Genomic DNA, 14,393 nt, shown 5'->3' with positions numbered 1-14,393 from the left:
GCGCCCCAGAAGCCCAGCCCATTGACGATCACCCGCGGATTTCCCTCGGCCGCAGGCTTCGTGGCCTTGGCCATCTTCGCCTTCTCCCAGCCGAAGCTGCCCATGAAGCCGATGCCGTTCATCTGGACGTCCATCTCGGGCGGGACGATGATGTTGGTGCCGCCCATGATCGCGAAGCAGGTGATCACGATGGTGTCGCTGGTGAAAACGACATCGCGCAGATCGAGCTCGGTAGCACCCCAGACCGCGATCGACACATGGGTGGGGGCGATCGTCCATTCGGAGGCACGCTCGATACTGCTCATGATGCTGATCGACAGCGACGTGCCCTTGGTGCCCTCGGGAGCGTACACGGCCGGCAAGGCAGGCTCGTCGGGTTCGGACTGCCAACTGTCCTGGACGACCATCTCGCCCGAATACGCCGGCGCCTGATAGCTCAGCTCTGTTGGCGTTTGGGCGCTCGCCGCCGCGTCCAGCCCGCCGAGATCGGTCAGCAGCGCGTCCAGTTCGTCCTGGTAGACCGTGGTCAATGCCTGCGGACTACGCTCCTGAAACTCCTCGCGGGTGATGCGCCCCTCGCGCCACCCCCGCGTCAGTGCCTCGATCGTCCGCTGCCGGTCAGCATCGCCCGCCCGCAGCCGGGGCGGGTCCTGCCAGTTGTCGTCGTGGCTCATGGTCCAACTCTATTGCGGGAGGGAGCCGCGCCCTGCAACAGGTACTGGGCGCCGTTGGCTTACCACAGCGTTGCGATACCGCGGAGGCCAGCGAAAACCTGGTCTGCCGTGATGAGCGTCATCGATTCGATCATTGCCTGCGCTGCGAGCATGCGATCGAAAGGATCCCGGTGAGTCCAGTTGAGTCCGCCGGCAAGCAGAGCGTGGTCATCGCCGATAGCCAGACGCTCGACACCCAAGCGATCGAGATGGCGCGAGTAGCCGCTCACGAGTGCGTCCGCCTGCGGCAACTTGCCCAGTCGTTGTTTCGTGGCGATTTCCCAGGCAGAGACTGTAGACACCACGAGTCGTGTCGACCCGTCGGCGATGATGCCTCTCGCCGATGCTGTCAGCCTGTCGGGCTCGGTTAGTGTCCACAACAGCACGTGGGTATCAAGCAGGAAGCGCACGCTCGCCCTCCCATGCCGCCAGTTCCTCTTCGGGCAGCGGCTCGTCAAAAGAATCCGGCACCTGGTACGCGACAAACCCCAACTCCCGCTCGCCAGGCAGCGCTATAGGCACAAGACGGGCGACGGGTTGGTCGCCCCGCGCGATCACGATCTCTTCGCCCTGCTCAACGGCGCTGATGAGTGCCGATAGATGAGTCTTCGCATACTGCACTTTTACGATCGCCATATCGCTAGCATAGCAACTTGGCCAATGTTGACTGATGGTATTGGCCAACCCGTTCTGCCGAGTCAGCCCTTCTCCGGCAAACCGCCGGTTTCACCTCCGGCCGATCGTCCGCATACACTAGGACCCGCTGCTGCAAGGCATTGATGAGGCCATCACCTCGGAGCTGCCGGAAGAACCGCCGGGCAACCGGCCCATTAGAACCGGCCGCAGGGCGCGAATGAAGTGGGGATGCTCGCATCCCAACAGGGGTGGTACCGCGGACGCCCGACCGGCGCGTTCGTCCCTTGATCGGTTTTCGACGAGGGATCTTCTTCATGAGCGACCAAGAGGTGCGCCAGTCCACAGGCGGCTACCGTACCGTGCCCGCACAGCTCGATCTGCCAGCGATGGACCACGAGATCTTGAAGCTGTGGGATCAGGACGACACCTTCCACCGCAGCTGGGAGGCCAGCCAGGACGGTGAACCGTGGACCTTCTTCGAGGGCCCGCCCACTGCGAACGGGCATCCGGGTACCCACCACATCGAGGCTCGTGTCTTCAAGGATGTCTTCCCCCGCTTCAAGACGATGCAGGGACACCGGGTCGACCGTAAGGCCGGCTGGGACTGCCACGGCCTGCCCGTCGAGCTGGCCGTCGAAGGAGAACTGGGCATCGACGACAAGTCCGAGATCGAGACCTACGGCGTGGCCAAGTTCAATGCGCTTTGCCGCAAGTCGGTCTCCCGCTACGTCGGTGAGTTCGCCGAGCTGACCCACCGGATGGGCTACTGGGTCAACCTCGACGACGCCTACTGGACGATGGACCCGCACTACGTGGAATCCGAGTGGTGGGCCCTCAAACAGATCTTCGACGGCGGCCTGCTGGTCGAGGACTACCGGGTGGCCCCGTACTGCCCGAAGGACCAGACCGCGCTCAGCGATCACGAGGTCTCGCAGGGCTACGAGGATGTCTCCGACCCGTCGGTCTACGTCCGCTTCCCGTTGCTGAGTGGCCCTTGGGCGGGCGCCGACCTGCTGGTCTGGACGACCACCCCCTGGACTCTGGTTTCTAATACTGCGGTCGCGGTGCACCCCGAGGTCAGCTATGTGCGCGCGGTCAGCGGCGAAGACTCGCTGGTCGTCGCCGAGCCACTCTTCGAGCAGGTACTCGGCGCCATCACCGATGAGGACGACAAGCCGGTCTGGCAGGTCGTCGACCAGGTCAAAGGCGCCCAGATGGAGCGCTGGGACTACCAGCGTCCATTCGAATTGGTGCAGTTCAAGAACAAGGCGAACTTCGTCGTGCTCGCCGACTACGTCACCACCGGCGACGGCACCGGCCTGGTGCACGAGGCCCCCGCCTTCGGTGCCGATGACATGGCGGTCTGCCGCGCCTATGGCCTGGAGATGGTCAACCCGATTCGCTCCGACGGCACCTTCGCGCCGGATCTTCCGCTGATCGGCGGACAATTCTTCAAGTCGGCCGACAAGCCGCTGGTCGCCGACCTCGAAGCCCGCGGCCTGCTGTGGAAGCTGCTGCCCTATACGCACTCCTACCCGCACTGCTGGCGCTGCGGCACGCCGCTGATCTATTATGCCCAGCCGTCCTGGTACATCCGCACCACGCAGATCAAAGACCAATTGCTGCGTGAGAACGAGGCCACCAACTGGTACCCCGAGAACATCAAGCACGGCCGCTACGGTGACTGGCTGACCAACAACATCGACTGGGCGTTAAGCCGCAGCCGCTACTGGGGCACCCCGCTGCCGATCTGGCGCAACGATGCGGATCCGTCGAAGATGGTCTGCGTCGGATCGCGCGCCGAGTTGGGTGAACTCGCGGGCCGAGACCTCAGCGAGCTCGATCCGCATCGTCCGTTCGTCGATGACATCACCTTCACGCTGCCGGGCGTGACAGGCACCTACCGTCGCGTCCCTGAAGTGATCGACGCCTGGTTCGACTCGGGCTCGATGCCGTTCGCGCAGTGGGGCTACCCCTACGTCGAGGGCTCGAAGGAGAAGTTCGAGCAGCACTACCCGGCCGATTTCATCTGCGAGGCGATCGACCAGACCCGCGGCTGGTTCTACACCCTGATGGCGGTCGGCACCCTGGTCTTCGATCAGTCGAGCTACCGCAACGTGCTCTGCCTGGGCCACATCCTCGCCGAGGACGGCCGCAAGATGAGCAAGCATCTGGGCAACATCTTGGAACCGATCCCGCTGATGGACGAGCATGGTGCCGACGCGGTGCGGTGGTTCATGGCCTGCTCCGGCTCCCCGTGGTCGGCCCGCCGGGTCGGTGCGGGTGCGCTGCAGGAGACCACCCGCAAGGTGTTGCTGACCTACTGGAACACCGTCGCCTTCCAGAGCCTTTATGCCCGCGCGAATGATTGGGCGCCGTCGGGTGCGGCCCCTGCCGTCGCCGAGCGCCATGTGCTCGACCGCTGGCTGGTCTCGGCCACCCAGCAGCTGATCGTCGATGTCACCAGTGACCTGGAGGACTTCGACACCCAGCATGCCGGGGTGCTGCTGGCAGAGTTCGTCGACAATCTCTCGAACTGGTACGTCCGCCGTAGCCGTCGCCGTTTCTGGGTAGGTGACCAGGGTGCCCTATGGACGCTGCACGAGACCCTCAACCAGTTGACCCGGCTGCTCTCGCCGATCGTGCCGTTCATCACCGAGCGGGTCTGGCAGGATCTGTTCGTCCCGACCGATCCGGCCGGCCCCGATTCGGTACACCTGACCAGCTGGCCGATCGCGGACGAGTCGCTGATCGACTCCAAGCTGGATTCGGCCATGAAGCTGGCTCGCCGGCTGGTCGAGCTCGGACGCGCGGCCCGCGCCGAGGCCAGGGTGAAGACCAGGCAACCGCTGCGCCGGGCGCTGATCAGCTCGTCCGCCCGCTCTCATCTGCTGGACGAACTGCTCGGCGAGATCACCTCTGAGCTGAACATCGGCCAGGTGGACACCTTCCACGCGGCCGGGGATGTCGTCGACTATTCCGCCAAGGCGAACTTCCGGGCGCTCGGCAAGCGCTTCGGCAAGCAGACCCCGGTGGTCGCCAAGGCCGTAGCCGCCGCGGACGCTGCAGAGTTGTCCCGTCGGCTGGCCGATGGCGGGTTGGTCAGGCTCGATGTCGCGGGTGTCGGCGAGGTCGAGTTGAGCGCCGACGACGTCTTCATCACCGAGCGGCCCCGCGAGGGCTGGTCGGTGGTCGACGAGGACGGCCAGACGATCGCGCTCGATCTCGAACTCAGCCCGGAGCTGGTCTCGGCAGGCCTGGCCCGCGAGGCGATCCGGTTCATCCAGGAGAGCCGCAAGGCGTCCGGGCTGGACGTCAGCGATCGGATCCGGTTGCAGTGGGCCGCCGACAACCCGGCGATGGCCAAGGCTGTCGCCGAGCATCTCAAGCAGATCGCCGATGAGGTGCTGGCCGTGGTCGCCGAGCAGGCGGACGCTGCCGATGGCTGGGCGGACGACGCCGAGACCGGCCTGCACGTGCGGGTCGAGAAGGCCTGAGGATTCGCCGCATCGTGTATCTCCCGGGCCCATGACGGGCTCCAGCGCTACACGATCCGGGCCAGAGCTGAGCGGGGCAAGGACAGGAAGCAGCGGGCCGGAGAGACTGTCGGTGCCGCCTGGTTAGATGGATGCATGGACACCCAGACACCAGTTCCCAGTCCGCCGTACGGGATGGCGAGTGATACGGAGCCGCCGTTCGCGCGTTCGGGTGGCGAGGTAGCGCAGGATCTGGGGACCGACGCGTCCAAAGGTCTGAGCGCGGTCACGGCGGCCGAACGGCTGGCGGCCGATGGCCCGAACGAACTGGAAACGATCGCTCCCACACCTTTGTGGAAGCGATTCTTCGCTCAGTTCACCGACCCGCTGGTTGCGCTGCTACTGGTGGCGATCGTCATCTCGACCGTCGCCTGGGTGCTTGAAGGCACGCATGGGGCTCCGATCGATTCGATCGTCATCGCCGCCGTGCTCTTGCTGAACGCGATCATCGGGTTGGTGCAGGAGAACCGGGCCGATCAGGCGGTCGCGGCGCTCAAGGAGCTGACCAAGGCCACCAGCATGGTCATCCGTGATGGCTCCCGGCAGGAGATAGCGTCGTCCGAACTGGTCCGGGGCGACATCGTGGTGCTCGCCGAGGGTGACCAAGTACCGGCGGACGCCCGGCTGATCAGCGCAGACGCGTTGCGTGTGATCGAATCCTCGCTCACCGGCGAATCCGAGCCGGTCTCCAAATCGATCGCAACCGTTGCTGCTACCGCCGAGCTCGCGGATCGGACGAACATGGTCTTCCGCGGCACCTCGGTTGCCCAGGGCAGTGGGCTGGCCGTGGTCACCGCGACGGGGACCCACACGGAGATGGGCGCCATCGCGCAACTTCTGTCGTCGGTCGAGGACGCGCCGACGCCATTGCAGCGCGAGATCGCGAAGGTCTCGAAGACGCTCGGCATCGCGGTGCTCGGCATCGCGGTGGTGGTCATCGTGGCACTGGTGCTCTTGGGCAATGTGCATTCGGCCGAGGATTTCATCGAGACTCTGCTGCTGGGTGTCTCGCTGGCGGTGGCCGCGGTACCCGAGGGACTGCCCGCGATCCTCTCGGTCGTCCTCGCGCTGGGTGTGCAGCGGATGGCAGCTCACAACGCGGTGGTCAAGAAGCTGACCAGCGTCGAGACGCTGGGATCGGCGACTGTGATCTGCTCTGACAAGACCGGCACGCTGACCCGCTCCGAGATGACCATCCAGGAAGTGGCTACCGCATCCGGAACCACCGTGGTGACCGGTGTCGGCTACGAGCCGGTCGGACGAGTCGCCCCCGATGCAGATCGCGATGGCGTTCCGGATGCAGAGAAGCTGGCCGGCCCGCTGGCCGACGAGGTCACGGTGGTGCTTTCAGGCGGCGTGATGGCCTCCGACTCTGAACTCGCCCAAGACGAGGGCGGCGTCTGGCACGTACTGGGAGACCCCACCGAGGGTGCCTTCTTGGTGGCCGAGCTGAAGCTGGGCGTTGCCGGCTCACGGGAGGGCCGCTTCGAGCGGGTGGGCGTGATTCCGTTCACGTCCGAGCGCAAGCTGATGAGTGTCTTCTACGCCGACGATGCCCACGACTCGATCACGATGGTTGCCAAGGGCGCCCCGGATGTGTTGTTGGGGCTGTGCACGCGGGTGCGGGTGGGGGAGCGGCCAGAGCCCATGGACGAGCCCCATCGCGATCGAGTGACGGCCGAGATCGAACAGATGAGCTCCCGGGCCTTGCGGACCCTGGCGGTCGCGGTGCGGAATGTCACCCATGAGGAGTTCGAGGCAACCAAGACCGGCAGCGAGGCTGAGCGCGAAGAACAATTGGCCGCGCTCGAGACCGGTTTCACGCTGGCCGGCGTCGTCGGCATCATCGACCCGGCACGGCCGGAAGCCGCGCACGCGGTGGCCGAGGCGCATCGAGCCGGAGTGCGAGTGCTGATGATCACCGGTGATCATCCGGCGACCGCCGGACGTATCGCTGCGGACCTGGGAATTGCACCCGAGGGGGCGCGAGTGCTGACAGGCGGCGAGCTGACCGCTATGGACGACGATCAGCTGGCCGGTGCGGTCAAGCACATCAACGTCTTTGCACGAGTGGCGCCATCCCACAAGATGAGGATCGTACGGGCCCTGCAGGAACAAGGCGAGACGGTCGCAATGACCGGCGATGGCGTCAACGATGCTCCCGCCTTGCGCGCTGCCGATATCGGGGTGGCGATGGGCGTCGCCGGTACCCAGGTCACCAAGGAGGCCGGCACGATGGTGCTCGCCGACGACAACTTCGCCACGATCGTCGACGCGGTCCGCGAGGGACGCCGGATATTCGACAACATCCGCAAGTTTTTGCGCTATCTGCTGTCGTCCAATATGGGCGAGGTCTTGACCATCTTCCTCGGCGTTGCTCTCGCCGGGGTCATCGGGCTGGCAAGCGGAGATGGTTCGGGTGTGGTGCTGCCGCTGCTCGCCACCCAAATCCTGTGGATCAACCTGGTGACCGACTCGGGGCCGGCGCTGGCGATGGGAGTGGATCCCTCGGTCGAGGACGTGATGGCCCGCAAACCCCGCAGATCGGACGAGCCGGTGATCAATCGTTCGATGTGGTCGGGAGTGATCTCGATCGGCCTGGTGATGGCGGTCACGACTCTGCTGACCATCGACATCTTCTTGCCCGGCGGCCTGATCGAGGGCAGCGATTCACTTGATGTCGCTCGCACCGCCGGGTTCACCACACTGGTGCTCGCCCAGCTCTTCAACACGCTGAATTCTCGCTCGGAGGATGTCTCGGCCTTCCATCACCTCTTCGTGAACCCTTGGCTGTGGGGGTCGCTGGCGCTAGGCGTGGTGCTGCAGGTGCTGGTGGTCGAGGTCGGTTTCCTGCAGGCGGCGTTCGGAACCGCGACCCTGGACCTGACGCATTGGGGTGTCTGCATCGCAATGGCCTCGTCCGTTCTCTGGTTCGACGAGATCCGCAAGCTGATCCGCCGCCGATCGGGTGCGCGCCAGGTCAGCTGAGCGGTGCGAGTGCGTCCCGATCGTCGCCGAGAGCGCGGACGAGCTTGCGTACCTCTACCAAGGCTTTGGAGGTCTCGACGCCTTCCAGCTGGGAGATGCGCATGGACGAGGTGACCAGCGTCATGGCGAGATCGATGTAGACGATTGCGCGGCGGCGGGCTTCGATGGCGTCCATGCCCTGCGCCTTCATGCGTTCGGCGAGTACTGAACGCGCGGTTTCGCGGGCATCGTTTGTCGCCGCGCGCATGCTATGCACGAGTTTGGGATAGCGGCGGATGACTTCGTGACGCAGTTCCTGGTCGTCAGACTGGCGTTCGAGCAGTCGTTGGGCGAGCGCCATGATGGACTGCCACGGCCCCTCGTCGGCGGGCCGGGCGTCCAATGCCTCGCGCAACCGCTGGTCGAGGTCGGGCGGCAAACCCAAGATTGCGGCTTCTTTGGTTGGGAAGTAGTTGAAGAAGGTGCGCGATGAGACGCCGGCGGCTGCGGCGATGCGGTCGACGGTGAGGTTGTCAAGGCCTTCGTCGAGGATCAGCTGCAGTACGGCATGATGCAGTTCTCTGCGGGTTTGACGCTTCTTCTGTTCGCGTAAGCCGCAGGGACCTGGGCTGGGAATATCGATGGTCTCCACGGCGGGAGTGCCAGACATGGATGAAACCTCTCGTCTGAGATCAGCTTGCCAGGTTGCTTCAGTTTAGGGCCCTCCGAAGAATTGCCGCTGTGAGTCGCTTCGACGCGCCAATTCTCTGTCAGGCCCGTAGGTGGCCTCAGCGGCCGGTCTTCTAAAAGTTCATTAGGTGCAATCTTGCATGTACTGCAAATTTGAGTATAGTCGTTTTGTCGCCGCGGACGAAGGTCCGCGGCGTTCGTTGTATTAGAGGCAAGTTGGATGCAAACAAGAGTGAGTGCTATAGCTGAGACGGCCACGTCTGACCGAGTGAGCCGCCGCTCCGCTCGTGAGCGGCGAGTGGGTACCGACGCGCCGGAGTTCACGTTGAGTCCCGCGGCCCGCAATGTCTTCATCGGTCTGATGCTCGGCATGCTGGTCAGCTCGATCAGCCAGACCATTGTCGGTCCCGCGATGCCACGGATTGTCGCGGAACTGGGCGGAATGGAGCACTACTCGTGGGTTGCCACGGCAGCCATGCTTGCTTCTGCGTGTGTGGTTCCGATCGTCGGCAAGCTTTCTGACATGTTCGGACGCCGCGGTTTCTACATCGCCGGCCTGGTTGTCTTCATGGTCGGCGCGATGCTGTCGGGTGTCGCGCAGAACTTCTGGATGCTGGTCGGCGCTCGCGCCATCCAGGGCCTGGGCATGGGCACGCTCCAGCCGCTGTCGCAAACGATCATCGGTGACATCATCCCCGCTCGTAGCCGGGGCAAGTACCAAGGGTTGATGGGCGCCGTCTTCGGGGTCACCTCGGTGCTCGGCCCGCTCGCCGGTGGTGCCATCACCGATCACCTCGGTTGGCGCTGGCTCTTCTTCCTGCCGATCCCGCTGGGCCTGATCGCGCTCTACTTCATCGTCCGCTTCCTGCGCATCCCGCACAACGCGGTGAAGACGAGCTTCGACATGTGGGGCACCTTGACGCTGGTCCCTGCTCTGGTGCTGGTGCTGCTGGCCACCAGCTGGGGCGGCAATATGTATGACTGGAACTCGCCCACGATCATCGGCATGTACATCGCCGGTGCGGTGTTGATCGGTGCATTCATCATCGCCGAACTGCATGCGGACAATCCGCTGCTCCCGCTGCACCTGTTCAAGCAGAACATTGTCACCTTGTCGGTGCTGTCGACCTTCGCGATGTCGGTCGCGATGTTCGGTGCGATCATCTACGTTCCGGTCTTCGCGCAGGTCGTGCTCGGTGCCTCTGCCACCAACTCCGGTGTCATCTTGATGCCGCTGAGCCTCGCGATGATCGTCACGTCGATCGGCGTCGGCCTGCTGATCACCAGGTTCGGCCGTTACAAGGGTTTCATGATCAGCGGCCTGACCGTTCTGATCATCGGCTACCTGGGCCTGACGACGCTGAACGCCGACTCCTCGAAGGTCCGGCTGTCGCTGATCCTGATCGTGATCGGCCTCGGGCTGGGTCTGGCGATGCAGGTATACACGCTGGTCGTGCAGAACAACGCGAAGCGCTCCGAGATGGGCATCGCCACGTCGGCGGTCCAGTTCTTCCGCAACCTGGGTTCGACGGTGGGCACTGCGGTGCTCGGCACCGTGATGAGTTCACACCTGCAGGAGAACATCGTCTCGCACATTCCCGCCGAGATGCAGGCGCAGATCGCCGCCTCCGGCCAGTCGATCGATGCCGGCTCGGTGCTCGATACCTCGGCCATCGCTGCGATGCCGCCGCAGATCGCAGCAGCGGTTCGGATGGGCATGGCCGACTCGATGAACACCGTCTTCTGGGTGGCGATCCCGTTCGCGGTCGCCGCGCTGCTGCTCACCCTGTTCATCAAGAACAAGCCGTTGCGCACGACCTTGCGCGATGTGGACGAGGTCGCCGAATCGGCGGCCGAGTCCACTGAGCGGGCTGAGTTCTCGACGAGGCGCGCGGACGAGTCGGCGGAGACGGGCGAGTCGGAGGAGTTGGAACTCGCCTCGGCCTGATCGAGGTCAACGAATCGACGGACGATACGAAGGTGGGCCGACCGCAAGTTCGCGGTTCAGCCCACCTTCGCCGTTTCGTTCGCTGCTGTCGCTGCTCAGACGACCAGCAGCACCTTGCCGGTGGTCTGTCGTGACTCCAATGCCCGATGGGCCTGGGCCGCCTCCGCCAGCGGGAAGCTCGCTCCGATCGGAACCTTGAGTTCGCCGGACGCTGCCGCGCCGAAGACCTCGCCTGCTCGCCAGAGCGTCTCCTGCCTGGTCAGCGTGTAATGCGCCAGTGTCGGACGCGTGATGAACAGCGATCCGGCCGCGTTGAGCCGCTGCAGGTCGAAGGGCGGCACCTGGCCCGACGAGCCACCGAAGAGCACCATCATGCCGCGTGGTCGCAGACTCGCCAGGGAGGCATCGAAGGTTGTCTTGCCGACACCATCGAAGACCACGTCGACTCCGCCGCCAGCAAGCACCCGCACTCTGCGCGGTAGCTCGGCGGCCAGATCATCGAGCTCGGTGTAGACGAGCGCGTCCGAAGCGCCATAAGACTTCGCCCGCTCGGCCTTCTCCGGGGTGCCTGCGGTGGCGATGACTCGTCCGCCATGAGAGGTGATCAGCTGGGTCAGCAGCCCGCCGACGCCACCGGCCGCGGCGTGCACCAGTGCCACCGTGCTTGCGCTGGCCGGATAGGTCGAGCGGCACAGGTAGTGGGCAGTCATGCCTTGCAGCGGCAACGCCGCAGCCGTCCGCATATCGAGGCCCTCGGGCACCGGGAGCAGGTTCTTGGCGTCCACCGCGACGTATTCGGCGTATGAGCCTGGGCCTTCTGCCCACGCCACCGCGTCGCCCTCATTGACGTCGGCGACATCCGGGCCGACCGAGACCACGCGTCCGGAGCCCTCGACTCCGACGATGTGCGGGTATCCCACCTTGTAGACCCCGGCGCGCCGGTAGGTATCGATGAAGTTCACACCTGCCGCGTCCACCTTGACCACGACTTGGCCCCCACCGGCAACCGGGTCGGGGACATCGGTGTATTCGAGGACTTCGGGCCCGCCGGCGGCGGTAGCAATAACAGCCTTCATGTCGCCATTCAAGCACCGCGGACGAGCCTGCGTCCGCTCTCCTGCGATCCCTCTCCGGGATCCCTCTCCGGGTGGCTGGTTCAGGTCGTCCCCGGGCTGGATCACATTGTGTCGGATTGGGGCCAATGATGGGCTCTGCGCCTACACAATCCGGGTGGGCATCAGCTGAAGGCGGCCGCCACCGCCAGTCTCAGGGCTCCGGAGAAGCGAGTTTCGCGTTCTGCGGGCGTCATCTTGTGTCCGTGCTGACCGGTGCCTTGATCGAGCAGGTGATCCGAGGCCGTCAGGACCGCGAGCGCCTCTTTTCCGAATTCGGCCGCGGTTGCGAACAGCGCCGCGGCTTCCATCTCCACCCCGAGCACACCGTACTGTGCGAGCTTGGTCAGCCACTGCGGATCGGGATTGGGCAGGTAGAAGTGGTCGTCCGAGATCACCATGCCGACATGGGTGTGGCCGCTGCTGCCTGCGTCGGCCGGGCCGGATGCGTCCACAGCCGCCCGCACGAGTCTGAAGCTCGCCACGGCGGAGAAGTTCATCCCGGGCAGTCGCAGCTGGTTGATGTTCGAGGTGGTGTGGGCGCCTGTTGCGAGGATCACGTCACCCAGTTTGACCTGTGGCGCAATCGCCCCGCAGGTGCCGACCCGGATGATCCTCTGGACGCCGAACACCGAGAACAGTTCAGTGGCGTAGATCGTGATCGACGGCTGCCCCATCCCTGAGCCCATCACGCTGAGCGGATGGCCGTCGACGGTGCCGGTGAATCCGAGCATGCCTCGCACATCTGTGACGAGCCGGGCGTCCGGCATCAGCAGCCTCGCGATGCGTTCGGCGCGTTTCGGGTCGCCGGGCATCAGCACCGCCGGGGCGAAGTCGCCGGGTTCGGCTGCGATATGGGGAGTGGCCATCTGCGTGCGGTCCTCTCGGTAACGTGCGAGTCGGGGAAGAATGGCCGGTAGGGCTTCGCCCTCAGAATAGACCGGCATCCTTGATCGGAGGTGACCGTGCGATCAGCAGGGAGCGCACGCGAGTGGATAGAACACGATCCGGACCCTCGCGACCGGGCCGAGTTGCAGGGTCTGCTGGCGCGAGCCGAGGCCGGAGACACCGCTGCCGCCGAAGATCTGGATGACCGGATGTCGGGTCTGCTGGTCTTCGGCACCGCCGGGCTACGCGGCGAAATGGGTGCCGGCCCGCACAGGATGAACACCGCCGTGGTGACGATCGCCGCAGCGGGGCTCTGCTCGGTGCTTCGAGAGAAAGCCGGCCACGACTTCAGCGTGGTGGTCGGTTTTGATGCAAGGCATCGGTCGTCCGAATTCGCGCGCACCACGGCGGGTGTGGTGACCGCTGCCGGTGGACGAGCAGTTCTGCTGCCAGCTGCCACACCGACGCCGGTGCTGGCATTCGCCGTCAATGATCTCAACGCAGATGCCGGCGTGATGGTCACCGCCTCCCACAATCCGGCCGCTGACAACGGCCTCAAGGTGTATCTGGGCGGACGCGTGGTTTCTGGCTCCGGGCGGGGCGTCCAACTGGTGAATCCGATGGACGAGCAGATCATGGCGGCGATGAGGGCGGCCGGGCCGGCCGACGGCATACCCGTCGCGGCGGGAGGTTGGCGCACACTCGACTCGTCCACCGAGGATTCCTATCTGGAGGCCGCGCTGGCTTTCAATGCCCGGCTGGCGTCGCTGTCCGACGCATCCGCCGAGGTGAGCGGGTTGCGGGTGGTGCTGACCGCGATGCATGGCGTCGGCGGCGGATTGGGGTCCCGGGTGCTGCGAGCGATCGGCGTGGACGATCTGCACCTGGTGGCCGAGCAGTGCGAGCCCGATCCGGAGTTCCCCACTGTGGCGTTTCCGAACCCGGAGGAGCCAGGCGCGCTCAATCTGGCGGTCAGCCTCGCTCGTGAGGTGGACGCCGATCTGGTGGTGGCGCTGGATCCGGACGCCGACCGCTGCGCGCTGGCCGTGCCGGATGGCTCTGCGGGTGGGGGCTGGCGTCAGCTGAGCGGCGACGAGGTCGGCGTGTTGCTGGGGGAGTATCTGGGACGCTGCTTCGCGGGTGATCCGCGAAAGGTGATGGCGAGGTCGATCGTCTCCTCGTCCTTGCTCGATTCGATCGCCGCCGACCATGGTCTGGGTTCGACGCAGACGCTGACCGGGTTCAAGTGGATCGCCCGGACCCCCGGCCTGGTTTTCGGCTATGAGGAGGCGCTCGGCTACTGCGCGAATCCTGAGGCGGTGCGCGACAAGGACGGTATCACTGCGGCGCTGGTCGCCTGCCGGCTGGTGGCTTCGCTGAAGGCCGCCGGACGAACCATACTCGAGCTGCTGGACGATCTGGCTGTCGAGCACGGCCTGCATGCGACATGCCCATTGACCTTCCGGGTGGGTGATCCCGCCGAGATCAGTGCCGGGCTGCAGCGGTTGGCGGGGGCTCCTCCCTTGTCGCTGGGAGGTTCGCCGGTTCGCGAGTTCGTGGACCTGGCCGATGGGTATCTGGGGTTGGAGTCGACGCCCGGGTATCGGTTGCAGACCGAGCGCGGCGACAGGGTCGTGGTGCGTCCGTCGGGTACCGAGCCGAAACTGAAGTGCTATCTCGAGGTCATCGAAAGGGTTCATGGACGCGAACACGTCGCGGACGCGAAGTCCGCGGCTGCCGCGCGCCTGGAGGCGATCAAGCAGGAGTTGACGGCCGGTCTGGGGTTTTAGGGCCCTCCGATTCAGGGCTGCCGGTACTGGTTGCGTGGCTGACGAACGCGTCTGCCGGATTATCGAGTTCAGTTTGGTAGCTATAGGTGACCAAACTGAACTCGATAATCGTG

Annotated in this window: 10 protein-coding genes; 4 read left to right on the top strand and 6 right to left on the bottom strand. The window is 65.1% G+C overall.

The window, feature by feature from the left end; all coding sequences use genetic code 11:
* From AAFP05_RS02315 to AAFP05_RS02305, 3 genes are all read right to left on the bottom strand, one after another.
* Positions 1 to 674 (bottom strand): DUF1707 domain-containing protein (locus AAFP05_RS02315; RefSeq protein ID WP_341728239.1); only part of this gene is annotated, 674 nt, incomplete at its 3' end.
* Between the two features lie 59 nt (positions 675 to 733).
* Positions 734 to 1,099: a type II toxin-antitoxin system VapC family toxin gene (locus AAFP05_RS02310; protein WP_341728240.1), complete on the bottom strand. Its 366-nt coding sequence runs from the start codon at positions 1,097 to 1,099 to the stop codon at positions 734 to 736.
* Between the two features lie 7 nt (positions 1,100 to 1,106).
* Positions 1,107 to 1,349: a type II toxin-antitoxin system Phd/YefM family antitoxin gene (locus AAFP05_RS02305; protein ID WP_341728238.1), complete on the bottom strand. Its 243-nt coding sequence runs from the start codon at positions 1,347 to 1,349 to the stop codon at positions 1,107 to 1,109.
* 314 nt (positions 1,350 to 1,663) lie between these two features.
* On the opposite strand from AAFP05_RS02305, the gene ileS reads away from it, so the two are divergent.
* Together ileS and AAFP05_RS02295 are read left to right on the top strand one after the other, a co-directional pair.
* Positions 1,664 to 4,846, top strand: coding sequence for an isoleucine--tRNA ligase (ileS, locus tag AAFP05_RS02300; protein WP_341728237.1), 3,183 nt, complete (start codon positions 1,664 to 1,666; stop codon positions 4,844 to 4,846).
* Between the two features lie 174 nt (positions 4,847 to 5,020).
* On the top strand, positions 5,021 to 7,873 hold the full coding sequence (locus AAFP05_RS02295; protein ID WP_341728236.1) for a cation-translocating P-type ATPase: 2,853 nt from the start codon (positions 5,021 to 5,023) through the stop codon (positions 7,871 to 7,873).
* Here the strand turns inward: AAFP05_RS02295 and AAFP05_RS02290 are convergent.
* Positions 7,866 to 8,522: a TetR family transcriptional regulator gene (locus AAFP05_RS02290; protein WP_341728235.1), complete on the bottom strand. Its 657-nt coding sequence runs from the start codon at positions 8,520 to 8,522 to the stop codon at positions 7,866 to 7,868. The two genes, AAFP05_RS02295 and AAFP05_RS02290, sit on opposite strands and share 8 nt — an antisense overlap.
* 288 nt (positions 8,523 to 8,810) lie before the next feature.
* On the opposite strand from AAFP05_RS02290, the gene AAFP05_RS02285 reads away from it, so the two are divergent.
* Entirely contained in the window at positions 8,811 to 10,490 is a 1,680-nt protein-coding gene (locus tag AAFP05_RS02285; RefSeq protein WP_341728234.1) for an MDR family MFS transporter, read from the top strand.
* 95 nt (positions 10,491 to 10,585) lie between these two features.
* Here AAFP05_RS02285 and AAFP05_RS02280 read toward each other — a convergent pair whose 3' ends face one another.
* Together AAFP05_RS02280 and deoD are read right to left on the bottom strand one after the other, a co-directional pair.
* Positions 10,586 to 11,566, bottom strand: coding sequence for a quinone oxidoreductase (locus AAFP05_RS02280; RefSeq protein ID WP_341728233.1), 981 nt, complete (start codon positions 11,564 to 11,566; stop codon positions 10,586 to 10,588).
* 161 nt (positions 11,567 to 11,727) lie between these two features.
* Positions 11,728 to 12,471 (bottom strand): purine-nucleoside phosphorylase, encoded by a 744-nt coding sequence (gene deoD / locus AAFP05_RS02275; protein WP_341728232.1) that lies wholly within the window; start codon positions 12,469 to 12,471, stop codon positions 11,728 to 11,730.
* A gap of 96 nt (positions 12,472 to 12,567) precedes the next feature.
* Between deoD and AAFP05_RS02270 the strand changes: the two genes are divergently transcribed.
* Positions 12,568 to 14,280, top strand: coding sequence for a phospho-sugar mutase (locus AAFP05_RS02270; protein ID WP_341728231.1), 1,713 nt, complete (start codon positions 12,568 to 12,570; stop codon positions 14,278 to 14,280).
* The last annotated feature ends 113 nt before the right edge of the window (positions 14,281 to 14,393 follow it).

It is taken from the genome of Brooklawnia sp., assembly GCF_032229645.1.
Taxonomy (GTDB): Bacteria; Actinomycetota; Actinomycetes; order Propionibacteriales; family Propionibacteriaceae; genus Brooklawnia.
The sequence above is the reverse complement of the archived record's forward strand: the minus strand, read 5'-3'. Positions and strand labels throughout refer to the sequence as shown.